The 25,952-nt window shown below is 31.5% G+C and carries 22 protein-coding genes, 3 tRNA genes and 2 pseudogenes; 8 read left to right on the plus strand and 19 right to left on the minus strand.

From position 1 onward, the window contains the following. Window positions 1–464: 464 nt before the first annotated feature. The 12 genes and pseudogenes from rplQ to ychF all read right to left on the minus strand — a co-directional run. Window positions 465–632, minus strand: a pseudogene (rplQ, locus tag HMPREF1514_RS09270) (50S ribosomal protein L17); the annotation flags it as partial. Next, window positions 629–796: pseudogene (locus tag HMPREF1514_RS09495) on the minus strand (IS200/IS605 family transposase); the annotation flags it as partial. The pseudogenes HMPREF1514_RS09495 and rplQ, both read right to left, overlap by 4 nt. A 224-nt stretch (window positions 797–1,020) precedes the next feature. After that, the gene (gene ftsH, locus HMPREF1514_RS06760; RefSeq protein WP_003071681.1) at window positions 1,021–2,991 is read right to left on the minus strand and encodes an ATP-dependent zinc metalloprotease FtsH; all 1,971 of its coding nucleotides are present in this window, start codon (window positions 2,989–2,991) and stop codon (window positions 1,021–1,023) included. Between the two features lie 20 nt (window positions 2,992–3,011). Beyond that, window positions 3,012–3,554 (minus strand): hypoxanthine phosphoribosyltransferase, encoded by a 543-nt coding sequence (hpt, locus tag HMPREF1514_RS06765; RefSeq protein WP_020997510.1) that lies wholly within the window; start codon window positions 3,552–3,554, stop codon window positions 3,012–3,014. A 5-nt stretch (window positions 3,555–3,559) separates the two neighbouring features. Beyond that, window positions 3,560–4,837 carry a tRNA lysidine(34) synthetase TilS gene (gene tilS / locus HMPREF1514_RS06770; protein WP_037598226.1) on the minus strand — a complete coding sequence of 426 codons (1,278 nt, stop codon included), beginning with the start codon at window positions 4,835–4,837 and terminating at the stop codon, window positions 3,560–3,562. Next, on the minus strand, window positions 4,834–6,114 hold the full coding sequence (locus tag HMPREF1514_RS06775) for a serine hydrolase (protein ID WP_037598228.1): 1,281 nt from the start codon (window positions 6,112–6,114) through the stop codon (window positions 4,834–4,836). Before HMPREF1514_RS06775 ends, tilS begins: the two co-directional genes overlap by 4 nt. Continuing rightward, window positions 6,107–6,235: an SP_0009 family protein gene (locus HMPREF1514_RS09770; protein WP_006268873.1), complete on the minus strand. Its 129-nt coding sequence runs from the start codon at window positions 6,233–6,235 to the stop codon at window positions 6,107–6,109. Before HMPREF1514_RS09770 ends, HMPREF1514_RS06775 begins: the two co-directional genes overlap by 8 nt. Before the next feature lie 2 nt (window positions 6,236–6,237). After that, window positions 6,238–6,606: a septum formation initiator family protein gene (locus HMPREF1514_RS06780; RefSeq protein WP_003071674.1), complete on the minus strand. Its 369-nt coding sequence runs from the start codon at window positions 6,604–6,606 to the stop codon at window positions 6,238–6,240. Next, a complete protein-coding gene (locus HMPREF1514_RS06785) occupies window positions 6,599–6,865 on the minus strand; it encodes an RNA-binding S4 domain-containing protein (RefSeq protein WP_020997508.1) in 267 nt (88 codons plus the stop codon). Before HMPREF1514_RS06785 ends, HMPREF1514_RS06780 begins: the two co-directional genes overlap by 8 nt. Before the next feature lie 79 nt (window positions 6,866–6,944). Beyond that, window positions 6,945–10,439 carry a transcription-repair coupling factor gene (gene mfd / locus HMPREF1514_RS06790; protein ID WP_037598229.1) on the minus strand — a complete coding sequence of 1,165 codons (3,495 nt, stop codon included), beginning with the start codon at window positions 10,437–10,439 and terminating at the stop codon, window positions 6,945–6,947. Between the two features lie 3 nt (window positions 10,440–10,442). Further along, window positions 10,443–11,012, minus strand: a complete 570-nt coding sequence (gene pth / locus HMPREF1514_RS06795; RefSeq protein ID WP_037598233.1) for an aminoacyl-tRNA hydrolase — start codon at window positions 11,010–11,012, stop codon at window positions 10,443–10,445. A gap of 72 nt (window positions 11,013–11,084) precedes the next feature. Continuing rightward, on the minus strand, window positions 11,085–12,200 hold the full coding sequence (gene ychF, locus HMPREF1514_RS06800) for a redox-regulated ATPase YchF (RefSeq protein ID WP_006270350.1): 1,116 nt from the start codon (window positions 12,198–12,200) through the stop codon (window positions 11,085–11,087). Between the two features lie 146 nt (window positions 12,201–12,346). Here ychF and HMPREF1514_RS06805 point away from each other — a divergent pair, with 146 nt between their 5' ends. After that, window positions 12,347–12,847 carry a YehR family lipoprotein gene (locus HMPREF1514_RS06805; protein ID WP_006268820.1) on the plus strand — a complete coding sequence of 167 codons (501 nt, stop codon included), beginning with the start codon at window positions 12,347–12,349 and terminating at the stop codon, window positions 12,845–12,847. A gap of 86 nt (window positions 12,848–12,933) precedes the next feature. Here HMPREF1514_RS06805 and HMPREF1514_RS06810 read toward each other — a convergent pair whose 3' ends face one another. From HMPREF1514_RS06810 to HMPREF1514_RS06830, 5 genes are all read right to left on the minus strand, one after another. Continuing rightward, window positions 12,934–13,131: a DUF951 domain-containing protein gene (locus HMPREF1514_RS06810; RefSeq protein WP_003071662.1), complete on the minus strand. Its 198-nt coding sequence runs from the start codon at window positions 13,129–13,131 to the stop codon at window positions 12,934–12,936. Continuing rightward, window positions 13,131–14,267 carry a DNA polymerase III subunit beta gene (gene dnaN, locus HMPREF1514_RS06815; protein ID WP_037598235.1) on the minus strand — a complete coding sequence of 379 codons (1,137 nt, stop codon included), beginning with the start codon at window positions 14,265–14,267 and terminating at the stop codon, window positions 13,131–13,133. The genes HMPREF1514_RS06810 and dnaN overlap by 1 nt, the downstream gene beginning before the upstream one ends. A gap of 156 nt (window positions 14,268–14,423) precedes the next feature. Next, on the minus strand, window positions 14,424–15,767 hold the full coding sequence (gene dnaA / locus HMPREF1514_RS06820) for a chromosomal replication initiator protein DnaA (protein ID WP_037598237.1): 1,344 nt from the start codon (window positions 15,765–15,767) through the stop codon (window positions 14,424–14,426). A gap of 228 nt (window positions 15,768–15,995) precedes the next feature. Next, on the minus strand, window positions 15,996–16,763 hold the full coding sequence (locus HMPREF1514_RS06825; RefSeq protein WP_037598239.1) for a ParB/RepB/Spo0J family partition protein: 768 nt from the start codon (window positions 16,761–16,763) through the stop codon (window positions 15,996–15,998). A gap of 54 nt (window positions 16,764–16,817) precedes the next feature. Further along, a complete protein-coding gene (locus HMPREF1514_RS06830) occupies window positions 16,818–18,008 on the minus strand; it encodes a S1C family serine protease (RefSeq protein WP_006270334.1) in 1,191 nt (396 codons plus the stop codon). A gap of 204 nt (window positions 18,009–18,212) precedes the next feature. Between HMPREF1514_RS06830 and rlmH the strand changes: the two genes are divergently transcribed. The 7 genes from rlmH to HMPREF1514_RS06865 all read left to right on the plus strand — a co-directional run bounded on the left by rlmH (window position 18,213) and on the right by HMPREF1514_RS06865 (window position 21,448). Continuing rightward, entirely contained in the window at window positions 18,213–18,692 is a 480-nt protein-coding gene (rlmH, locus tag HMPREF1514_RS06835; protein ID WP_037598240.1) for a 23S rRNA (pseudouridine(1915)-N(3))-methyltransferase RlmH, read from the plus strand. A gap of 42 nt (window positions 18,693–18,734) precedes the next feature. Further along, a tRNA-Arg gene (locus HMPREF1514_RS06840) sits at window positions 18,735–18,808 on the plus strand. 166 nt (window positions 18,809–18,974) lie between these two features. Next, on the plus strand, window positions 18,975–19,121 hold the full coding sequence (locus HMPREF1514_RS09275) for a ComC/BlpC family leader-containing pheromone/bacteriocin (protein WP_037598243.1): 147 nt from the start codon (window positions 18,975–18,977) through the stop codon (window positions 19,119–19,121). 19 nt (window positions 19,122–19,140) lie between these two features. After that, window positions 19,141–20,463 (plus strand): GHKL domain-containing protein, encoded by a 1,323-nt coding sequence (locus HMPREF1514_RS06850; RefSeq protein ID WP_232216484.1) that lies wholly within the window; start codon window positions 19,141–19,143, stop codon window positions 20,461–20,463. After that, window positions 20,463–21,212: a competence system response regulator transcription factor ComE gene (comE, locus tag HMPREF1514_RS06855; protein WP_003071650.1), complete on the plus strand. Its 750-nt coding sequence runs from the start codon at window positions 20,463–20,465 to the stop codon at window positions 21,210–21,212. Before HMPREF1514_RS06850 ends, comE begins: the two co-directional genes overlap by 1 nt. A gap of 85 nt (window positions 21,213–21,297) precedes the next feature. Further along, window positions 21,298–21,369: transfer RNA gene (locus HMPREF1514_RS06860), tRNA-Glu, on the plus strand. 5 nt (window positions 21,370–21,374) lie between these two features. Continuing rightward, window positions 21,375–21,448: transfer RNA gene (locus HMPREF1514_RS06865), tRNA-Asn, on the plus strand. A gap of 83 nt (window positions 21,449–21,531) precedes the next feature. Here the strand turns inward: HMPREF1514_RS06865 and HMPREF1514_RS06870 are convergent. After that, window positions 21,532–24,111 (minus strand): YfhO family protein, encoded by a 2,580-nt coding sequence (locus tag HMPREF1514_RS06870; RefSeq protein ID WP_037598246.1) that lies wholly within the window; start codon window positions 24,109–24,111, stop codon window positions 21,532–21,534. 73 nt (window positions 24,112–24,184) lie between these two features. Continuing rightward, window positions 24,185–25,807 (minus strand): ATP-binding cassette domain-containing protein, encoded by a 1,623-nt coding sequence (locus tag HMPREF1514_RS06875; protein ID WP_003071648.1) that lies wholly within the window; start codon window positions 25,805–25,807, stop codon window positions 24,185–24,187. Window positions 25,808–25,952 lie beyond the last annotated feature (145 nt).

A 25,952-nucleotide genomic window follows, 5' to 3' on the forward strand; every position in this document is an offset into this window, starting at 1 on the left:
TCTCACTTTGTCATACAACTCCTTGAAGTCCATTTCATAACCCTCCTTTTTTCTTTAGTATAACAAGGAGAGGAACATTTGACTTCCTTCTTTTCTCTTCCGACTTCTATTTGTTCCTTTCTGACAACCTTAGCCCAAGCAATTACACTTCTGGGATAAATTGTGAACGTTGAGAGAGAAGAGGTTATCTCTATATCGAAAAATTGTATTCATTCTCTCCATTTAAATTTATACAGTCCTCTATACGAATTTGTTTCTGCCGAAGAAACCTCACAGAGATTACGAAATTTAAATAACGCCTGCTTACGAAATTGCTTTTATAGGAAAAGCAATTTCGTAAACAAGCGTCTACGGTGATTATCATAAGATGAGTGTTCCCGCTAGGAAAATCCTAGCGGTAGACCAGAGCTAGACTAAGAGTAACTTGACTCCATCATCATAACACTCAACAAAATTGATAAAAATTATACTAATTCAATGATAGCCATTGGCGCTGCATCACCACGACGTGGTTCAGTTTTAAGGATACGAGTATATCCTCCTTTACGTTCTGCATAACGAGGTGCTAAATCAGAGAATAGTTTTTGAAGGGCAGTAGTTGAAGTATATTTTGCTGTTTCTTCATCGTGGCTTCATAGATGGTCACGCTTTTTCGCTCACATAAGTCCCGTATGATTCTTCCGATACTTGCTTTGTATCTACCGTAAATGAGCTGACGACGATACTTGGAGGACGAAAACAATATGATATTACAATTCCACTTGGTATGTGATAAGTTTTCATTAGCCTCTCTCATGGACTACCTCTTTTGTGATAGTTAGTAGTGGCAGGGAAACCACTTCTATCTTAGCATTTTAGGAGGTTCTTTTCTTACCACGATAAAAGCTATCCGGAACTATTAGCACAGCTAGTGGTTTGCAAGAGACAATAATGCAAGAGAGGACGAAGTTCGTCCTCTCTTGATGTTAACTGATATCAAACTTACTACAGTTGACAATGAGCCTTTTTTGTATTTTAAACTTATTCTGGCTTTTGCTCTTCCATTTGGGATTTCACTTCATCATAACTCAAAGCATGCGAAGAACTTACACTTGGTTCATCAGGCATTTCGCCAGTTTCATACAATGATTTAATTTGATGACTATCAAGTGTTTCGTATTTAAGAAGAGCTTCTGCAATCAATTTATGCTTTTCACGATTGGATTGGATAATTTCTGCTGCTTTGTTGCGCGCTTCATTAAGCAAATTACGTACTTCCTCATCAATTTCATATGCAGTCTGCTCGGAAATTGATTTTTGTGGACTTGCAGCACCAAACATTGCATGGTTTCCTTCATATTGAACTGGACCGAGTTTTTCACTCATACCATACTCTGTTACCATGGCACGTGCCATTTGTGTAGCTTGCTCAAAGTCATTTGAAGCACCTGTAGTTTGGACATTGAAAATAATTTCTTCAGCAACACGTCCTCCCATCAATCCTGCAAGTTGTTCCTTCATATCTTCTTTAGATAAAAGAGTTTGATCTTCTTTCGGGAGAGCAATCATATATCCACCCGCACGACCACGAGGTACAATAGTTACCTTGTGAACAACACGTGCATTTGATAAAACAAGCCCAACAATTGTATGTCCTGCTTCATGATACGCAACAATTTGACGATCACGTTGTGAAACTGTCTTATCTTTTTTAGACGGTCCTGCGATAACTCGGTCCTCTGCTTCATCAATATCAGAAGCATCAATAACTTTTTTATTCCGACGTGCTGCAACAAGAGCCGCTTCATTTAAGACATTTTCCAAGTCAGCACCAACAAAACCAGGCGTTTGTTGAGCAACTAGTTTTAAGTCAACATCTTCTGCAAGAGGTTTATTTCTAGCATGAACACGCAGAATAGCTTCACGACCTTTCACATCAGGCTGACCAACCAAAACTTTTCGATCAAAACGACCGGGACGAAGAAGAGCTGGGTCTAAAACATCACTTCGGTTAGTAGCAGCAATGACGATAATTCCTTCATTACCTTCAAAACCATCCATCTCAATCAAGAGTTGATTAAGGGTTTGTTCGCGCTCATCATTTCCTCCACCGAGACCGACACCACGTTGACGACCAACAGCATCAATTTCATCAATAAAGATAATCGCTGGAGCTGCCTTTTTTGCATCTTCAAAAAGAGAGCGAACACGACTAGCACCGACGCCAACAAACATTTCAACGAAATCTGAACCTGAAATACTAAAGAATGGAACACCTGCTTCTCCAGCAACAGCTTTAGCAAGAAGGGTTTTACCAGTTCCTGGAGGACCTTCAAGAAGAACACCAGCTGGTATACGAGCCCCTAGTTTTGTATAACGTTTAGGATCTTTTAAAAATTCAACAACTTCAACTAATTCTTGTTTTTCTTCTTCCGCACCTGCTACATCAGAAAAGCGCACCTTTATATCTTCTTTATTTGTCGCACGAGCTTTATTACGTCCAAAACTCATAGCTCCACGCGCTCCACCGCCTCCGCCTTGGTTCATCATAGAAAACAGGAAGAAAGCAAAGATAGCAAATGGCACCAGAGTAGTCAACACCTGAATCCACACACCACTTGAACTTTCACGTTTAATAGTGATTTCAGTTCCCTTAGCTGAAGCTAATTTTTGTAATTCAGATACTGTTAAATCTGAAGGCAAAATAACACTAGTAAAGCGACTTACAGATGTAGAAGAGGGAGTAAAAAACTGAATACCCGTGTTATCTTTTACTTTCTTTTCTTTCTTATAAGTACCTGCAACTTCAATCACACTACCATTTGGTTGATAGCTAATATCCTTTACATTTCCATTTTTAATTTCTTTAACTAGCTCAGTATAGTTAATTTGTTGACTACGACCTACAGAACTTCCAGCTGAAAAATACTGAAAACCTGTAATAACAACAACAATAATTAAAATATATAAGAAAGGATTTTTTATAAAACCATTATTTTGTTTATTTTTCATCTATCTATCAATATACCTTTTTATTTTGTATAAACTTCTTCTTTTAAAACACCTACATAGGGAAGATTCCGATAATTTTCATCAAAATCAAGACCATAGCCGACTACAAATTCATTTGGAATCGTAAAGCATGTATAATCTGCTTCAATATTAACTTTTCGCCCTTCAGGCTTATCCAAAAGTGTGGCAATTTTAACAGATGCAGCCTTTTTTTCTTTAAATAATTCACAAAGACTTTTCAATGTTTTTCCTGTATCGATAATATCCTCAACAAAAAGAATATGACGTCCAGTAACATCTTGATCAATGTCTTTTATGATATTAATCACACCACTACTAGCAGTTCCGCCATGATAGCTTGACACTAACATAAAATCCATTTCAATGTGGGTATCAACATGCTTTATCAGTTCTGCCATAAAAGGAATAGAGCCCTTGAGAATTCCTACAAAAATAGGATTTTGCCCCTCATAATCACTAGTTAATTGAGCCCCTAGTTTTTGGGCTGCTGTTACGATCTCATCATGTGAAACCAAAACTTTCTTAATGTTTTGTTCTAGCATCTCTTTTACCTATCTAAATTTTGTATATAAAGTTTGTTATACATTATATCATTTTTTTGACTCTTACTCAAATCACTTGTTACGATTCCAGCAATTGCTAAAATTTTTCCATTTTGCTCAATAATAATAGCATTTTTTCTTTGATCTATAGGGATTTTTTGATTAATAAAATAACGACGAAGCTTTTTATGGTGTTGGTTCAAAATAATTTCATCTTGTTCTTTTCTATGTCGAAGTAAAACTTCTGTTTCACGTGAAACAAACACTTCTTGGATTTCTTTGCCACGAAGTTCTTTTCCAAAAGAAAAGCGATAATGACCATATTCCACAATGTCGTTATATTTTAACAAAATTGAATCTTCTTTTAAATCAGACTGTGGACTGATTTTACGAATCTCAAAATAATCATAATTTTTATATAATTCATAATCTGATTTAATCAATTGAGAATAGTTAGATTTTTTATTCAAAATAGTTAAAAGATCAGCAAACTGTGCTTTGCTTACTTGTAAATCAGGAAATTTCTTTAAATAAGTCTGTAGCAAAAAACTTTGTACACAATAAGGTTGGTATTGGAATTCCTTTACATTTGTTAATTCAATATTTTTCGTTAAATATGCTAATGCATCTTGCATTTGAGAAATCTCTGTTCCCAATTCTATTAAATGTTTTTTTAGTTGTGGATTTTCTTTTTCCAAAATTGAGAAATAATCGTTTCGAATCCGATTGCGCAAGTAATGATTTTCTTGATTTGTCCAATCTTCAAAGTGAAAAATAGTAGGAAAATCTGATTTTTGAAAAGAAAGCAACGGTCGTATCAATTCTCCATTTGCAAATTTTTGTTTTTCTTTCATTCCTGAAATATGAAATAAACGACTGCCACGCAAAATTCTCATAAAAATTGTTTCTGCTTGGTCATCAGCATGATGTGCTGTTACTAATGCCGTACATTGTTCCTCTTTCATGATTTTTTTGAAAAAAGTATACCGAAAGTCACGTGCTTTTTGTTCTGAAAATGGACCAGAAAAACTCGATGTAAAAATCTTTACACCAAGTTTCTTTGCTATTTTTTTTAGTTCTTCTTCCTCAAAATCAGATTCTTTTCTCACTCCATGATTAATATGAGCAAGTAAAATTTCTACTTCTAATTTTTCACGATACTTATAAAGCCAGTCAAACAAGGTCATAGAGTCTAGTCCACCAGAAATAGCAAGTAAAATTCTTCTATGATATTTAAAATAGCCTTTTTTTTGCACCAATTGAAAAAATCGTTGTTCCATCATTTCAAAACCTCATAAATATCATCTGCTATTTGAGAAATGGTATCATAATCAGAATGATTTGTAAAAATAGACAGAACAAAAGGAGAGCTGGCATAAACAAGAGCAACATCATGCTTAAAATCATAAGCATCCCCAATTTTATGGGCAACTTTTACATTTATATTTTTAGAAATACGCTGCTCATCAAAATTTGTTTGCGATAATGCATTGATAATATCACCATTTTGTTCATAGATAGCTTCCATCACATTTCCTGCCATCTTTGCTGAAGCATTGCGTTTTTCCACATCCCATTTTTTCCCAGCAATTTGCTTAATTGTTGTTTGATAAGTACTGTCTGATTGATTAGTAATATAATATCCTAAAATATTTGTAGCTGCATTATCTGATTCTTTTGCAATATGGTTCATCAAATCTTGAATGCTGTAGTCCTTATTATCTGATTTTTTAGAAATGCTTCCACTACCTTCGGTATCATAAGCACCTGAATAGTCATTTACAGCAGGGATATATTTTAAACCAGAGGATAGCCTATATTTTCCTTCATTTAATTGCTTCTGAGCATAATAAAGAATAAGAAGTTTTGCTACACTAGCAGAATACATTTCCACGTCTGGGTTAATACCAGCAGTTTTTCCAGAATTTAGTTGTTTTACATAGATAGAATAGTCTGTTTTATTGTACTTACTTCTTAAAATTTCTTGAACTTTATCCATACGATTGTCTGTATCAGACAGATATTTCATATCAATCCAACCTTTGCCTTCAACATAAGCATACTTTCCCGATGCTGTCTCAGCCAGTTGAGTAATTTTCACTGAATGATAAGGTAGCAGATTTGTCTTAACTTCTTTTGTTCCGTTTACAAAAGCTTGATTATAAACTACAAATGACGGCTTGAGCCACATTGTTTGAGAAACAGCTATGCTTGATTGAACAACATCATCATAAATCATTCGTTTATCAGCAGGAACGAATTTTCCATCAGCGAGTTTAAATACTGGAATACCTTGTTCATTGACCTGTAATTCAGAAAGTTTAATTGATGTATTCGGAGTTAAATTCCCAGCTACTTTTTCCAATTTTAATGATGTATAAGTTGGGATTTGCTCATAAATATTTGGATTTGTTGGAAGATCAGTATAATAGTTACTGTATATCGTACTAGTGATTTTATACTGTTGCTTTGCAGTCAGTTCTACATCTTGTTCTGTACTTACTACTATGTTTGCAGTGAAGAATGTCGGCAACAATAATAGAAATAATAACTTACGCATAATCTCCCCTTTCCTTTTTGAACTCTTCTAATTTCAAAGCTTGATTCTTTTTGGACAACTCTTCTAATTTTTCATCTGAAAACTCCAAAAATTGTTCAACTGTTTGTAATAAATTTTCCATTTTTACTGTGGCAACAATCCTGGGATTGTATAAACACGTTCTCCTTGCTTAGAATAATAATATTTGGCGCGTGCATACTTAGCAGCATATTCTTCATCTTTTAATTTATTAGCAAAAGCTTTTTGAGATTCTTTTTCGTTACTTATTTCTTCATATTTCTTTTGCAAATGTGTCAATTGTGATCGACGTTCTAGTAAATTTTGATAACTTTGAATCAAATTAAATGTCGGTAAAATAAACAATAAGATGACTAAAATCAATACCCAACCCATAAAGCGATTCTGTTTTCTTCTTTCCTGCTCTAAATAACGGCGATGTTGATTTTCATCTCGTATATAGCGATTATTTAATTGAATAATATTTCTAGCCATCTACTTCTACCTTTGTTTCTTTTATAATGTCATACATTTTAGCGGCGTCTTCTTTTTTCGTGCTATCTTTCATTTCCAGAACACGGACTAATAAAATTTTATTTCCAAAACGAATCTCTATTTCATCATTGATTTTTAAATCTGCTGAACTTTTAGCTAAAATTCCATTTACTTTGATTCTTCCCTTATCAGCTACTTCTTTAGCGACAGGACGACGTTTTATAATACGGGATACTTTCAAATATTTATCTAATCTCATAAAGTTACCTCAATTTATTATTTTACCATTTTTTAAAAAAATATTATAGATGAAAGTGAAACTTTACAGAATTGTAAAGTTAGCAATCTTTCTTTTGATTTTTAATTTCTACTAATTTTTCAGAAAATTGCAGAAGTTCTTCTAAAATTTTATAATCTTTTTTATTTTTTACATTAAATATAACTTCAATCAATCCTTTATTTTCTGAAATTCTTGCTTGTAAATCTGTTACGGAAAGAGCTTCAAAATAATCTTGAGTTAAGAAAAAACGTTGAGAAACTTTTTCAAACCGAACCACTACAGATTGTTGTTTTCTCTCAATGAGTTGCACAAAAACTTGATCTAAATAAAATTTTATAAGACCAATTTCCAATAGAAAGGCAACAACATCTGGATATTCTCCGAAACGATCAATCAACTCATTCTGTAATTCTTCATAATTTACACGACTGTCAATCTCATGAATCCGTTTGTAAATTTCAATTTTTTGCCTTTCATCAGCAATATAATCACTAGGAAGATAGGCATCAATTTGTAAATTAATTTCAGCATTTCCTTTTTTCCTTTTTGTCTCTTTTCCTTGTCTCTTAGCAATAGCTTCCTCCAGCAATTGAGAATACATTTCAAATCCAACAGAATCAATAAAGCCAGACTGTGAACTTCCTAAAATATTTCCTGCACCACGAATGGATAAATCACGCATAGCAATTTTAAAACCAGAACCCAATTCTGTAAAACCTTTTATAGTTTCTAAACGTTTTTCAGAAACTTCTGTTAAAGACTTGTCAGGATGATACATGAGATAAGCATATGCAATACGATTGCTACGACCAATACGCCCTCGCAATTGATATAAAGTTGATAATCCCATGTGATCTGCATTTTCAATAAAAAGAGTATTAACATTAGGAATATCAACACCAGTTTCAATAATCGTCGTTGTTACTAGAAGATCATATTCCCCATTGATAAAATCAAGTAAAGTACTTTCAAGAAGAATTTCACTCATTTGACCATGCACATATCCAATAGAAGCCTCTGGAATCAGTTCTTTCAATTCTGAAACTTTTTGCTCCATTGTGTCAACTTTATTGTAAAGATAGTAAATCTGCCCCCCTCGATCCATTTCTCTTAAAACTGCATCTCTAATGACTGTTACATTATTTTCTAAAACATAGGTTTGAACTGGATAGCGATTTGTTGGAGGAGTTTCAATAACTGATAAATCACGTATACCTAACATAGACATGTGAAGCGTACGAGGAATAGGGGTCGCCGTCAAGGTTAAAACATCAACTTTCGTTTTCAACTCTTTTAATTTTTCTTTATGTTTAACTCCAAAGCGTTGTTCCTCATCAATAACAATGAGTCCCAAATCAGCAAATACAATATCTTTTGACAGGAGGCGATGCGTTCCAATAATAATATCCACCTGCCCTTTTTTTAGTTTTTCTAAAATTATTGTTTGTTCTGATTTACTTTTAAAACGACTTAATACTTCAATATTAATAGGAAAATCATTGAAACGTTCCTTAAAATTCGTATAATGTTGTTGTGCTAAAACCGTAGTGGGAACTAAAATTGCCACTTGTTTATGATCGTTTACTGCTTTAAAAGCAGCTCTCATAGCTACTTCCGTCTTTCCAAAACCAACATCTCCCACTAAAAGACGATCCATAGGATGATCGCTTTCCATATCTTTTTTAACTTCTTTTATAGAACGCAGTTGATCTTCTGTTTCTACATAAGGAAAATCATTATCAAATTCTTGCTGATAAATATCATCACTAGAAAACGCAAATCCCTTTAGTTGACTTCTTTCTGCGTAAAGTTTGATTAAATCCTCAGCAATATTTTCGACCTGATGTTGCACTCTCTGTTTATTTTTTTGAAAACGCCCATCATTTAATTTATTAAGCTTAGGCGCTTTACCATCACTCGCAACATATTTAGATAATAAGTGAATCTGATCAACAGGAATAGAAATACGATCTGCATTTTGATATTGAATAGTAAGATAATCACGATGAATTCCTGAAATTTCAATCGTTTCAATTCCTAAATATCGACCGATTCCATGAACATTATGAACAACATAATCTCCTTTTTCCAGCTCATTATAATTTTTCAAACGTTCAGCATTAGAAATATTTTGCCTGCGAATTTTTCGTTTTACTTTTTTTTGCAGAATATCATATTCAGTGATCAAAACGATTTTTTCGTCTACAAAATCAAATCCTTGAATTAAATGTCCTTTTACTAACTGAACAGTATGTTTATGAATTTTGGCATCATTTACATAATCAAGTGGAATTTCATATTCTTGTAAAGTTTTATGTAAACTTTGTAAAGTCAATAAAGAATTTGATTGTATAATAACTGTATAGTTAGATTTTTTATATCGACTAATTTCCTCTTTCAAAAGCTGAAATTGACTAAAAAATTCCTGCATAGGATACTCATTAAACTGATAAAGAGAATCAAATTTTAAATTTCCTAATCCTTTATGAAAATTTGAAAAGAAGGTAGCTGGTTTATACTTTCTAAATATTGAATATGTATCTGCAAAATAAGATTGATTTGCAACAGCTTTGCTTTTTTGTAAACTTTCTGTCAATAAATTTGTTGCTTCTAATTGAAATTGAGCATTCTTATTCATGATCTTTTGAAAGTCATCAAAGAAAATTGGGCTATGTTTTGGAAGATAATCAAGAATTGTCCATTCATTTTGATAAAAATAAGACAATAATTTTCTAATATCAGCATGTTGAGTCTGTTCTTTTATACTAGTTAAAATTTCCTCTAAATAGGATTTCAACGTCAAATCTACAGTTTTTTCTATAAGATTTTCTATTTTTTTCTGTGCATTTCTATAATCTACTTCAGTAAATATGATATCTGTAGCAGGATGAATACGTACATGTTCTACATTTTGAATAGAAATTTGATTTTCAGGATTAAATAGACGAATACCATCAACTTCATCACCAAAAAATTCAATTCGAAAAGGCATTTGACTAGAGCGCTCAAAAATATCTAAAATATCACCTCGAAGACTGAACTCTCCTTGATTCAATACTTGTGATACTTGTTTATAACCTGAATTTGACAATTGATGAATCAAATCTTTTAATTCATATTCACTTCCTATTTTCAGATTAATATAAGCCGAATTAAAGTTAATGGGATTAGGTAAAAATAGTTGACTAGCAGCCACATTAACTATTAAAAATCCTGATTGTTGAGAATCTAATAAGAAATCTAGAGCTTCTAGACGAGCAAAAATCTTTTCTTTAGAAGAGAAGACAAACTCAGCTAATGGAGTATCATCTGCAAGAAATGTATATACTTTTTCCTCTCCCAACAATCCAATCAAATCACTAGAAAGTTTCTCCGCTTTACTATAACTAGACGTTAAAATCAGAATTTTATGATTCTCCTCTACACAAGAGGCCATGGTGATAGCCTTACTTGAAGATGACAATCCCATAAATAGTTGTCGAGTTGATTTATTTAGATTTTTTTGCCAATCAGCTATTTGTTTATTTTGATTAAAAAACTCAATAATATCCATTTTTTATCCATTGTATCGTTGCATTGTTTGTTCAAAATCATTAGACTGTAAATAATACTTTACAGCATCGTCGACCCTGTCAAGTGTATTTAAAATTATAGCATAATCTTCTTTTGCAAATTTTCCTAGCACATGGTGAATAATTGTCATATTATTTTTGGGACGACCAATACCAATTTTAATTCGTTTAAATTCTTGAGTTCCAATATGTTTAATAATTGATTTGATACCATTATGCCCACCAGCAGATCCTTTCGCCCTAAGTCGTATTTTTCCTACTTCCATATCTAAATCATCGTAGATAACTACTAAATCCTCAATATCTAATCCATAATAGGATAAAAGAGCATGAACAGCCTTCCCACTCTCATTCATAAAAGTTGTCGGTTTTACAAAATACACTTTCTCACCATTAAAAAAGGTAGAAGCTAGTTCTGCTTGAAAAATTTTATCAACTGTAAATGTTAATTGTTTTTCTTTACATAGTTTGTCAATCATCATAAATCCGATATTATGTTTTGTCTCAAAATATTTTTCTCCAGGATTTCCTAACCCTACAAACATCTTTACCATTTTTTACCTCCAAAAAGACCAAAAGGGCTGGAAAAGTTTTTCCAACCTTATTTATATTTAATTTACATTACTTTACACATTAAATCTAAATTCCATAATATCGCCATCTTGAACGATATATTCTTTTCCTTCTTCGCGTAGCCGTCCTGCTTCCTTGACTGCTTTTTCACTCCCATATTTTACTAAATCATCATAAGACATGGTTACAGCACGAATGAAGCCTTTCTCAAAGTCTGAGTGAATAATTCCAGCTGCTTGTGGTGCTTTTATGCCACGTTTAAATGTCCAAGCTCGAACTTCCTTTTCTCCTGCTGTAAAATAAGTTCCAAGTCCTAATAAATGATAAGCTGCTCTGGTTAATTTATCAACTCCAGATTCATCTAAGCCCATTGCTTCTAAAAATTCCACCCTATCTTCATCATCAAGTTCAGAAATTTCTTCTTCAGCACGCGCAGATATGACAACTACCTCTGCATTTTCAGTTGCTGCAAATTCGCGAATTTGTTGAACATAATCAATATTATCAGGATCTGCTACCTCATCTTCACCAACATTAGCAACATAAAGCACTGGTTTTGTGGTCAATAAAAATAATTTTTTGACAATCTTTTGTTCTTCCTCATCAAATTCAATGGTACGAGCTGATAAACCATTTTCCAAAACTGGCTTAATTTTTTGCAAAACATGAAACTCAGCTACTGAATCTTTATCTTTTTGGGTTCGAGCAACTTTTTCCACACGTGCATAGCGTTTGTTGATACTTTCCAAATCTGCTAAAATCAACTCAAGATTAATTGTTTCAATATCAGCCATTGGGTCAACAAAACTCGACTCACGTCCTTGCTCACGCATAACATTTTCATCATCAAAAGCCCGCACTACATGAACGATAGCATCTACTTCACGAATATTAGCTAAAAATTTATTACCAAGGCCTTCACCCTTCGACGCTCCCTTGACAATACCTGCAATATCTGTAAACTCAAACGTTGTTGGTACAGTCTTTTTAGGAACAATAAGTTCTGTCAACTTCTGTAAACGGACATCTGGTACTTCAACCATACCAACATTAGGGTCTATCGTCGCAAAGGGATAGTTAGCTGCTTCTGCTCCCGCTTTTGTAATTGCATTAAATAAAGTGGATTTTCCAACATTAGGCAATCCCACAATTCCTGCTGTTAAAGCCATTTTGCGCTTCCTTTCATCTTTTCAATTCAATAAATCATTATACCATATTTACAGCCATTTGACTTACAACTTAATCATTTTAATAAAATATTGCATTTACCTCATAAAAATATTATAATTTTATTAAGCTATAGGAGGTAAATACCATGAAAAAAAGTTATTTTAAACAATTGTTACTTGGCTTTGTTACAATTGTTTCACTAATTATCCTTGGAGCATGTGGAGCCCAAGAAAAAACAATGTCATTCCAAAGAATTGATCAAAATTTACAATATGACTTACGATTAACTTATTATTATAAAGGAGATATTGTCACAAAACAAACTACTGATTCATTTTGGTCTTATAAAACATTAGGAGCTACTAAAAAAGAAGATGTTAAAGATAGAATTGATAAAGCTTCACAAATGTATCAAAATATTAAGGGGATTAAAGAAAAAGTTGTTTATGAAGATAAAGGAGTTAGAGAAAGTTTAGAAATTAACTTCAATAAAGTAGACTTTGATAAATTAGTAAACTTACCTGGAATGTACACAGATAAAAATACAAGAAAATCTAAAAAAGTTAGCATGAAAGCTAGTAAAAAACTCTTAACAAGTAAAGGTTTTAAAGAAGTTACAGATGGTAAATTTGAAAAATTAAAATAAAATCAAAACGGGTGGTTTATTTGTCTTGCACCTTACGGAGTGAGACAGACTGAAAGTCACATAATTATGAAAAAAGTTCTAGGAAATTAATTTCCTAGAACTTTTTTCAATTTTCGTCCAAAATCATATCGGCTCATCATCACAATATGTTGACAATTTGTACAGCGAATTTTAATATCTGCACCTACTCGAATAATTTCCCAACGATTTGCTTTTTTGCCTGTGGATTTAATGATACAAGCATGTGGTTTTTTCATTTCAACAAAATTTCCTACATTATACATTAATTTGTTCTCACTGGTGTAATCAATTGAATAAAGTTTTCTGTGTCATCATTTGGTACCAAAGTGAATGGGCGAACAGCTGAAATAAAGCTGATTATAACTTTTTCACTGTCAATAGCTTTTAAAGAATCGATTAAATAAGTTGGATTGAAACTAATGGTTAAATCTTGACCTGAAATACTTTCAGTATCAATTTCTTCATTCACACGTCCAACTTCAGGGGAGTTAACATGTGCACTAACTACACCATTTATAATTTCTAATTTTACTGTTCCATTTTGAGTCGCATTTGAAAGAAGACGTGCACGTTCCATTGCATAACGAAGATTGTTAGTATCAAAAGTAATTATGTTATTAAAATCAGTTGGAATTAAACGATCGGTATCAGGATAGTTTCCTTCAAGAAGCCGTGTATAAAAGCTAATATTTTCACTTCTAAAGAGCAATTGATTATTTGTGAAGTAAATTTCTACTGTTTCAATATCATCCGTAAAAACAGCTGAAAATTCGCGTAAAGAACGACTAGGAATAACAACATCAAAGTTATCTCCATTTTTTTCTAAAATAATTTGCTTTTGACTCATCCGATGAGAATCTGTTGCAACTGTCTTTAAATTTTTATTTTCTGTTAAGACAAAATGAACTCCTGTTAAAATCGGACGACTTTCTTGTGTACTAGCCGCAAAAGCTGTCTCATTAATGATATTTTTAAGAACACTTGTTTCAAGAACCAAGGGATTACTTGCTGAAATTTCTTGAATACGAGGATATTGATCTGCATCTTTTCCTTTTAAAGTGATTTCTGATTTTCCACTTGTTAGGACAATCTGCTTTTGATCAATTTCTTTAAAATCAAGTGTTATATCAGGAAGACTTGATACTACATTGATGAAAAAAGTTGCTTCAAGTAAAATAGAGCCCGAAGAAGTTACTAAAAGCCCTGCATTTTCGTTTTTAATTGAAATAAAATTTTCAATAGAGATTTGACCATTAGAGCCAATCAATGTAATCCCTTCATTTGTGACATCAATTTTTACTGTAGAAAGAATTGGTATAGCATTTTTGTGACTAATAGCCCGCTTGGTGGTATTTAAAGCTTGTAAAAATAAATTTTTATTGATTGAAAAGTTAATCATAGAAACTCCTTTTATTATTTTATGATTATTAAGTTAGTAGTAATAGTAGTTTGTGTGAAACTTGTGGAAAAGTTTTCAAATTAGTGTTCGAATGCAGAAATAAACTTGTTTATAAATTGTGAATAACTTTAACTCTTTTTCTACAGTTATACACAATTATTTGATTTTATTTTTTATATTTTCTATTTCTAAGCGAAGATTATCATCTGTTTCGAGCATTGTTTTAATTTTTCCATGAGCATGTATAACTGTTGTATGATCTTTGCCGCCAAATTCTCTTCCAATTTTTGGAAGGCTATTATCAGTTAACTCACGAGCAAGATACATAGCTACTTGTCTAGCAAGAACAATATTTTGAATACGACGACTTCCTTTCATTTCTTTAACGCTAACGCCATAGAAATTTCCAACTTCTGTTTGGATTTTATCAATTGGAATAACTAACATTTGACTTGCATCTTGTTTTCGAGCTCGAATAGCTTCAGCAGCAACATCAATTGTAATTTCTTTAAGATTTTTCACTCTGGCCATGAGAGAAATATCATTTAAGGCACCCTCTAAATCTCGAACATTTGAATCAAATTGACCTGCTAAGTATTCCAAAGTATCATTTGGAAAAATATAGTCTAAATCTTCTATTTTATTGCGTAAAATGGCAACTCTTGTTTCGAAATCTGGTGGGGTAATATTTTGAGTTAATCCCCATTTAAAGCGCGTGACTAAACGTTCTTCAAGATTGTCCAGATGATCAGGACTACGGTCACTTGTTAGTACAATTTGTTTATTATCTCCGTGCAAAGCATTAAAAGTATTGAAAAATTCTTCTTGAGTGGAAACTTTCTTTCCTCCCAAAGACTGAATATCATCAATCAATAAGAGATCAAGGCTTCGATAAGTTCTCTTAAAGCTTTCCATTTCACCTAATCGAAGGTGTTCTAAAAAGTCGTTGATAAAAGTCTCAGCAGGAATGTATTTTACTCTGGCATCTGGTATATTTTCTAAAATTTGATTTCCAATTGCGTTTAGTAAATGGGTTTTTCCTAAGCCTGGACCACCATAAATAAATAACGGATTATAAGTTGTTGCCAAATTTTCAGAAACAGCAAGTGCAGCTGATAGTGCCCAAACATTTCCATCACCTTGAACAAAATTATCAAATGTATATTTTGTTTTTAAACCAGTTTCAATAGGAGGAAGGCTTGGTGTAATTACTGAATGATTTGTATTTGTTGACTGATTAACCTCATCCTTCTCTTCTTGAAAGATATAATGCACTGTAATTTGATTATTGTACACTTCAAAACCTGCAGTAATGATAACATCTGCTAAATTTTGTTCCCAAAATAATTGTTTGACTGTACTATCGAGAAGTATAGTAGCTTGAAAATTTTCAACTTTAATTAATCGAGCTCCTGCAACGAAATAATCATACGTATTTTTTTTGATTTGTTTTTGAGCTAATTCTAAAACACGCGCCCAAAAACTAGTTTCTTGTGCCATAGAAAACCTTCTTTGCTAATTCAGTTTTTTTGTCTTCTTTTAATAATCTATAAAAAATATTTTACCATAAACTGTAAAAGTTTTCCACAATCTGTGGAAATAAATTCACATTGTTCTTTCGAGTTTTCCACAGATTGTGAATAAAACAATTTTCCTGTGATTTATCAAGATTTTCTTATAAAATAATAGTGGATAATCCTGTGAGTTTAAAAAATAAAATTAACAGCCTTATTTAAAGCTGTCAATAATTCTTTGATATTCTTCTTGACTTGAAAAGTGAATACAGATTTTTCCAGATTGCGATTGATTAGAAAATTGGAGTGAGATTTCTGTACCGAATATCTTTTTTAATCTGTTTTCTTCTTCTTTGAGAAAAAGTTGGTACTTGTTTTTTGCTGAAGTCTTTTTTTGATGTGGCTGCAATTGTTTTTCTAACTGTCGAACTGAAAGTTCTTGAGATAGGATTTTAGTGAACCACTGATTTTGCTCTTTTTCTGATAAGTTGATAAGTAAACGAGCATGTCCTTGAGAAATTCTTCCTTCTTTTATCGCTTCCATAATATTAAGAGGTAAGTTTAATAAACGGACAGAATTTGTAATATAAGGACGTGATTTTCCCATTGTTTGAGCGATTTCTTTGTGTGTCAACCCTTTGTCAATTAAATATTGATAAGATTGTGCTTCTTCTATAGGATTTAAGTCTTCTCGTTGTAAATTTTCAATAATGGCTTGCTTCATCATTTCATCATCTGTTACTTCTTTTATAATAGCTGGTATATTAGTTAAGCCTGCTAATTTAGCAGCTCTAAAACGCCTTTCACCAGCTAATAATTCATAACCAATTATTGGAGATTTTCGTACAATGATGGGCTGAATAATCCCATGTTCTTTTATAGAATTAGCAAGTTCAGCAATTTTTTCTTCTGAAAATTCTTTTCTTGGTTGATAAGGATTTGTTTGGATGTCATTGAGTGTAATATATTGATATTTTTCCATGTTTATATAGAATAACACACCTTTACAATTCTGTAAAGATGTGTTAATAAAGTGTCAATTATTTGAATCTAAATCTTTTGTAGATTTTGTCAGCTTAATAGTAGTTGTTGTTTCTTTTCCATTACGATAAAATGTAATTTTTATATCATCACCAATTGAATGTTTGTATAAAGCAGATTGTAAATCACTTACTGAGGAAATGTCTTTGCCATCTACTTTTGTAATAACATCATATTTTTGAAGCTTTCCTGCTGCAGGCATCCCAGCTTGAGCTGAACGTACAACAACCCCACTAGTTACTTTGGATGGGAGTTTTAAGCGTGATAAATCTGAATTAGACAGATTAGTGATGTCGATCATTTGGATTCCTAGAGCTGGTCGTGTAACAGTTCCGTTTGCTTCTAATTGATTGATAATATTAATAACATCATTAGATGGAATGGCAAAACCTAATCCCTCAACAGAAGTTCCACCGTTGCTAGCAATTTTACTTGAAGTAATACCAATTACTTGTCCTTGGATATTTACAAGTGGACCACCAGAATTCCCTGGATTGATAGCTGTATCAGTTTGGATAGCTTGTGTTGAAATAGTTTGACCGCTTTCAGATTTTAAAGACACATTACGATTTAAGCTAGAAATAATTCCTTGTGTCACAGTATTAGCATAATTTGATCCGAGTGGACTTCCAATCGCAATAGCTGTTTCACCAACAGTTAATTTACTAGAATCTCCAAATTCAGCAACTGTTTTTACTTTATCAGCACTAATACGAACAACGGAGATATCAGAATAAGTATCTGAACCTATAATTTCTCCAGGAACTTTATTCCCATCAGCCAAACGAATATCAACTTTTTTAGCACCATTAATAACATGGGTATTGGTCACTAAGTAGGCGTATTTTCCGTCTTTTTTATAAATAACCCCAGATCCTTCACTAGCCACTTGTTGAGAATTATCGTTATTAGTATTTGAATCATCATTTCCAAAAACACTATTTTGAGAATTATTATTAGCATAGGTAATAACAGATACAACTGCATCCTTTACTTTGCTTACAGCTTGTGTTGTAGAATTTGTATTTTTATAAGCAGTAGTAACTTTGTTAACCTTAGTTGTTGTAGAACTATTTGTTGATAATTTTGATGAGGTTAAGTTTCCAAATAAACCACCAATAAAACCTATAGCTAAGACCATGAAAAGCCATAATAATTTTTTTGTAAAATTTGAAGAATTTTTCATATCTTCCTCCTAGTTATTTCAATTACTGAAAGTATAAATAATTTATCTTAATTATAACTTAAATGTTTAACCTTATCCACAAATTGTGGATAACTTTCAAAATCTGTGACTTTCTTAATAATTTATAAGGTTTTTGAAAGAAAATTTAAAGTTTTATCTTGTGAATAAGATGTGAAATAACTGTGGATATGATAGAATAGAAATATGAAAATAAAACTTGTAACTGTTGGAAAATTAAAAGAAAAATATCTTAAAGATGGGATTGCAGAGTATGCAAAACGTTTAAAACATTTTACTAAATTTGAGTTGATTGAACTTTTAGATGAAAAAACACCTGATAAAGCAAGTCACTTAGAAAATCAACAAATTCTGGAGAAAGAAGGGAATCGTATTTTATCGAAAATAACTGATAAGGAATTTGTGATTGCTTTAGCTATTGAAGGCCAACAATTTCCGTCAGAAGAGTTTAGTAAGATATTGAGTGATATAACCATTCGTGGAATTTCAAATATTACTTTTGTGATTGGAGGAAGCCTTGGCTTATCTAATACTGTTAAAAAAAGAGCTAATTTATTGATGAGTTTTGGGAAATTGACTCTTCCTCATCAATTGATGCGATTAGTTTTAGTAGAACAAATTTATCGAGCATTTATGATTCAACAAGGAAGTCCTTATCATAAGTAATCTTGACGTTGTGGACTTTTTTTGTTAAAATGATAAAGCATTGGTCTCATAGCTCAGCTGGATAGAGCATTCGCCTTCTAAGCGAACGGTCGCAGGTTCGAATCCTGCTGGGATCATATAAGTTTAAAGGCACGAGAGAAGCGTGCCTTTTTCTATATCTGTGTAAAAAGTCTTTTGAGATGTAAAAATGTGTTTTTTGGAGATTTTTTCAATTTGGTTTTAAAAATTTTGTATAATTACTTTGTAAGATTTCTTACAAAAAACAAACATTAAGGAGAATTTATGAAAAAATTTTTTAGCAAAAAGGAAATAACTAAAGTGGAAGTTGAATCATTTAAAGAACTTACTGATGAACAGTTAAATAAAATTGTTGGTGGAGATAGTCGAATAAGAATGGGATTTGATTTTTCTAAACTTTTTGGTAAATAAATATTTAGGAGTAAGTATAGTGAAAATAGAATTTATACACTGGATTATATTCTCAATTATAGAAGCTGTTTCTGTTGTATATTGTTATAAGAAGATAAGTAGAGTGAATAAAGTGAATATTCACTTTACTTTATTATGTTTAGGAATTGTATTTTTGACTGATTTTACTACAATAATACATTATTCGGTTAGATATATAATGTTTTTTATTCAACCATTATTTTTTTATTTATACTTTGTTAAAGTAAAAAAAGTTAAAAAACATTCGTCTTTATTTTTAGCACTATTTTTATCTTTAGCTGTATCAGGTTCTGAAACCTTCTTTTCAGTCATTATTTCTTCTGTCACAGGTGATGAGTTTGTTGATAGATACTGGGGATTGTTCTATATTTTTATCAATATTATTTCTTTAATTTTTATTTTAAAAACTATTGATTATTTTAAGTTTAATTTTAAATATTTTAAAAAGGTTGATTTCAAAGATAAGATTGTACAGTTAAATTTTTATCTATTATTCATTCATTTTTTATTAAATGTATCGCATTGGCTTAGCAATATGAAAAGTTTAAATAGTTTTTCTAGTATGATTGCGACGATTTGCTTTTTGATGTTTATGTCAATTTTATTCTACTTACAATCTATTCGTGAAAAATATGAAAAAGAGGAGCAAATTAAACAAAAAGAACGAGAACAGCTACAACTACAAAAGTATACAGATGAAATTGTGAGTCTTTACAATGAAATTCGAGGTTTTCGTCACGATTATGGTGGGATGTTGGCAAGTTTCCAATCTGCCATTCATACAGGTAATATAAGAGAAGTAGAACGAATTTATCAGGAAGTACTAGTAAATGCTAATTTACAACTTCGTTCAGATAAATATACTTATTTTGATTTAAATAACATTGGGGATTCAGCGCTTAGAAGCGTTATGATACAAACCTTGTTTAAGGCACGTGATTATAATATAGAATTAACATTTGAAGTAAAAGATTTTGTTAAACCTTTGCCAATTAAATTGTTAGATTTGGTTAGAATGACAAGTGTCCTTTTAAATAATGCAATAGAGGGAGCGGCAGAAAGTTATCAAAAAACAATGAATGTTTCTTTGGTAGATTTGGATACAGAAACTATCTTAGTCATTCAAAATTCACGTAAGAAAAGACAACTAGACTTAGAAATGATTTATCAAACCGATTTTTCAACAAAGGGCGAGGGACGAGGTTTAGGTTTAAGCAATATCAAAGAAATTATTAATAACTATGAAGGAATTATTCTTGATACAAACATTGAGGATGAATATTTTACACAAGTAATGAGAGTAAGGAAAGAAGGTTTATAATGAAAGTACTAATATTAGAAGATGAAATTACACATCAAGTTAGAATGGAAACAACATTGGCAGAAATAGCTAAGGAAATGGGGATTCCGATAAAAGTTAAAATAACTGGAAAAGTAAGAGAATTTAAAGAATATATTGAAAACGATGAAGTAAATCAATTATATTTTTTAGATATTGATATTAAAGGTGAAGAAACAAAAGGGTTAGAAATAGCCAAATTTATACGGCATCACAATCCTTATGCCATTATTGTTTTTGTTACAACAAAATCAGAATTTGCTACTATGACGTTTAAATATAAAGTATCTGCATTGGATTTTGTTGATAAAAATTTGAATGATGCTGCTTTTAAAAAACATATAAAAGACAGTATTGAATATACAAAAGCAACGTTGATTGAAAATAAAGATATGGTTGATTATTTTGAATATAGTTTCCGTGGTGGCGAAGTTAGAATGCCTTTTAATGATATTTTATATATTGAAACGACAGGTTCTTCTCATAAGTTAAGAATTGTTGGTAAAAACTTTTTTAAAGAATTTTATGGTACCATTGCAGATATTCAGGAAAAAGACGAGAAAACACAGCGCTTCTTTTCACCTCATAAATCTTATCTAGTTAATATTGGGAATATTAAAGGTTATGACAAAAAAACGAGAGAAATTATTTTTTATGAAGATCACCGTTGTCCGATTACTCGAATGAAAATTGGAAAGTTGAAATCTATTTTAGAGGAGTCAAAAGGATGAATAAAAACTAAATTTTTAAATAAAAACTATTGACAAAGTTTTCCAAACTGGTATAATAGTATATGTTCTGTTAAAGAACATATATGGTCCGTTGGTCAAGGGGTTAAGACACCGCCTTTTCACGGCGGTAACACGGGTTCGAATCCCGTACGGACTATATTATCCGGCATAGCTCAGTTGGTAGTAGCGCATGACTGTTAATCATGATGTCGTAGGTTCGAGTCCTACTGCCGGAGCTACTAAGCATTCATAAAGGGTGCTTTTTTATATTATCAAGATATAATAAAACCCAAACTGAGCAAAAAGACAGTTTGGGTTTTTAATTATAACAATTTTTCTTTCGTATCTTATTATAAATAATAAAGAACGAGATTCCAGATAAAAATGCTATACTACCTTCTTTTAGGCCATTCGGGATAAATGTCAATTTAATTTTTCCCTCTCCTTTTTTTACATTAACCTTCATAAAGCCATTTTGTGCTCTTGAAATTTTGATTGTTTTCCCATTTTGCGTTGCAGACCAACCTTTATCATAAGGAATGGTGAAGAATAAAGAACTATTTCGTTGAGCTTGATAATATGCTGTTATTGTATTATATTTTGTTGTTACTGATACTTTTTGTTGTTGAATCTTGTTTATTGCTTGTTGAAAACGATTTGTATCAAGAGTATAAAATTCAGGACTATCAAACGAAACTTTTGAATTATCTGGAAAAGTTACTTTTACAGTTATGGTTTGCTTTTTATTAAAGTATCCAAGATTAAAAAAAGGAAAGACATTATTAGTACCATAATGCATTTTTTGATTGTTGTTTACAGTTATGTCAACTGATTTTTGGTTGTCATTTGAGAAAGTTAAGTTTGGTAAAGTTAAATAAACTTGACTATTTGCTGGAACTTCTAAAGTATAAGTAACACTGGCAAAAGAATCATGACCATTTTTATCTACTTCTGCAACTATTCTATTTCCAACCTGTTTAACATTATGATTACTTGTAGGAGTTAATCGGTGATAGTATTTTAAATTTAATCCAGAAAGTTGATTGAGAAAACGAGTTTGATTATCTAACGTTAAATGATTAAACTTTACATCTTTGTAAATTGAATTTGTTAGAAATGCTAGTGAATTAGCATTTCTATTTTCATAGAGTGTTAAATTATCTTTAGTCTTAATAGACGAAAAACCATATTTCTGAGGATTATTTGTTGAAATATTATATTTTACTCCTAATAAGCTATCCATAATAATACTATTATTTTGATAACGTAAATTTAAATTCGTTCCAGATGATTTGAAACCGAGTTTATCAAGAATAGAACTAGCTGCGGTATTACGAACAGAAGAAAATTGAGAGATACCATTATAATTGTACTTCATGCTGTCATTTCCAGTTTGAATAGACAATTTTTCGGTTCTAAAGAAATTTAAGTTTTTCTTTTTACTATATTTAACGAGTGAATCAATAGATGTTAAATCTTGTTCATAAGCATTCCTACTTGCAAAGATCCATTCCTTTGCAATTCCTTCCATTTGATAAAAGCTATTTAAACTAAGTTCAAAACAAACAAATAATAAAGTAGAAACTGTAAATATTTTAGAAGGGATATATTTTTTTGTATAAGCCCAAAAAATTAAAAGATAGGCGACTAAAAACTCTAATGTTAAGATAAAATTAACGGAACCTAAAAATTTGTAATGTTTCTTAAAAATAAAAGTAGAAATAAACCCAAATCCTAAGATAGAAAAACTAACTAGAATATTTGTTAGTTTAAATTCCTTTAGACGTTCTAAACTTTCTGCAGCTAAGAAGATAATGACAATGGAAAATGTCCAAGAATAACGATGTAGAAACATATTTGGCGCATGCATACCTTGCCAAAATAAATCTAACGGTTGTAAAGAAAAGCTAGCTACTAAAATTGTAATTAAAAGAAAATAAGCAAGTTTCACGTGAAACTTAATAGATCGTAATGTAAAAAATAGAACTGCTAACAATAATGGAATGAGACCAACATAAATCATAGGAATAGAGCCATATTTAGTTGTGTCAAAAGCTCCAATGAAGTTTTTGGCAAAAATATCTAAATACCAACTTTTTTCAGTCAGTAAGGTTGTCACTTTTGTTAATTTTTCACCATGAGTTTTTAAGTCTAGAAAAGTTGGTAAAATCATGATAAGACTCGTTATCCCAGCTAAAATTGATACAATTGTAAAGTCCAGGAAAGATTTAATCCTAGTTTTAAAATCCCATGAAATTTGAACAATATACCATAGAATAAGAAAGAGAACCATCATGTATCCAAAATAATAATTTTGAATGAAAAGAATTGACAGAGATGTAAAGTAAAGAACATAACCTTTTTGGAGTATCAAATAATGTAAACCGAGTAAAATAAGCGGAATAATGATGAAAACATCTAACCAAGTTTTTATTTCAAGTTGACTAACTGCAAAACTCATTAAAGAATAGGATGTTGACAGTATTAAAATATAATAAGGACAAATTTTTTTGAATATATTTTTAATGCTTATGAAACAAGTCAATCCCATCGAACCAAACTTTATCAGAGTAAATAAATATACTGCATCTGGCATATTTTTTAAATTGAAAAAGTAAACTAAAGGTGATAAAAAACTTCCAAGATAATAGCTAGATAAAGCATAAAAATTTAATCCAAGTCCACTTGTAAACGTGTAAAAAATACTGTCTGTACCATGCAAAATATTTCTTAAAGTAACATCGAAAATGACATACTGATGAAAACCATCTCCCAAAAGTGGAGAAGTGTCACTTTTCCAATAAATTCCATTTATAAAATAAGTTAAAAACAGGATAAAAAATGGGATAAAAAATGCAAATAGATAATAAAGTTTAAGAAGTTTTTTGATTTTTTTCATAGGTTATTATAAATAATAAAATGCTAAAAATTAAGGAACTGAATCTTTTATCAGCTCCTACTGTCGAAAAGGTTTAATCTTTCCAAAGGTTCTTGACTTTTTCTTGTACTTCTTGATTTTCTAAAAATTCATCATAAGTTTCGTCAATACGATCAATGACACCATTTTTAGAAAGAACAATAATGTGATTAGCAAGTGTCTGGATAAATTCATGATCATGACTAGCAAAAATAATAGATTCTTTAAAGTTTTTCAGACCGTCATTTAGGCTAGAAATAGATTCTAAGTCTAAGTGGTTGGTTGGATCATCTAATATCAAAACGTTTGATTTGAGAAGCATGAGTTTTGACAGCATGACACGAACCTTTTCCCCACCTGACAAAACATTGACAGGTTTGTTAACTTCATCACCAGAGAAAAGCATACGCCCTAAGAACCCTCGAAGGAAAGTATTGTCATCTTCTTCTTTACTTGCAAATTGACGGAGCCAGTCAAGAATAGATTCCCCACTAGCAAAGTCTTTGCTGGTGTCTTTTGGTAGATAAGATTGACTAGTTGTAACGCCCCACTTTACAGTTCCTTCATAGTCAATATCTCCTATAATAGCTCGAATCAAAGCAGTTGTTTGAAGGTCGTTTTGTCCAATCAAGGCTGTCTTATCTCCAGGACGCAGAATGAAGCTGATATTATTAAGAATAATATCGCCGTCAATCTTGACAGAAAGATTTTCGACTGTCAAGAGGTCGTTTCCGATTTCACGTTCTGCTTTGAAGTTAATAAATGGATATTTACGGCTTGATGGGACAATTTCTTCCAATTCAATTTTGTCAAGCATTTTTTTACGAGAAGTTGCTTGCTTAGATTTTGAAGCATTAGCAGAGAAGCGAGCAACGAATTCTTGCAGTTGCTTGATTTTTTCCTCAGCTTTAGCATTGCGGTCTGCTAAGAGTTTAGCAGCTAATTCACTAGATTCTTTCCAGAAGTCATAATTACCAACATAAAGTTTGATTTTACCGAAGTCTAAATCAGCCATATGGGTACATACTTTATTAAGGAAGTGACGATCGTGAGATACAACAATAACGGTGTTTTCAAAATCAATCAAAAAATCTTCTAGCCAAGAGATGGATTGGATATCAAGACCGTTTGTTGGTTCATCTAGTAACAGAACGTCTGGTTTACCAAATAGAGCTTTAGCAAGAAGAACTTTTACTTTATCTCCATTTGATAATTCGTTCATATTTTGGTAGTGGAGGGTTTCAGGAATATGAAGATTTTGTAGCAATTGAGAAGCTTCGGTTTCGGCTTCCCAGCCACCTAATTCAGCAAATTCACCTTCTAATTCAGCTGCTCGGACACCATCTTCATCAGAAAAATCAGGTTTCATATAAATGGTATCTTTTTCTTTCATAATATTATAAAGATGCTCATTCCCCATGATAACTACGTCAATAACTCGATTTTCTTCATAGTCAAAATGATTTTGTCGAAGGACTGAGAGACGTTCATCTGGTCCGAGTGAGATATTTCCAGTAGTTGGTTCGATATCGCCAGCTAAGATTTTTAAAAAAGTTGATTTTCCTGCACCATTAGCGCCGATTAAACCATAAGTATTTCCTTTTGTAAATTTGATATTCACATCATCAAATAATTTTCGATCACTAAATCGTAGTGAGACATCCGATACTGTAAGCAATATTTTTCTCCTAACTCTGTAATTAGTTTCATTTTACTAGAAAATTTGACTTTTTTCAAATGATTCAGGGATAAAATATTACATTTTAGAATATAGAGAAGTAAGAAAAAATAAATAGATTTATAATAAATTTATAAATTTTTAG

The organism is Streptococcus sp. AS20 (genome assembly GCF_000524255.1).
In the GTDB taxonomy this organism is placed as follows: domain Bacteria; phylum Bacillota; class Bacilli; order Lactobacillales; family Streptococcaceae; genus Streptococcus; species Streptococcus constellatus.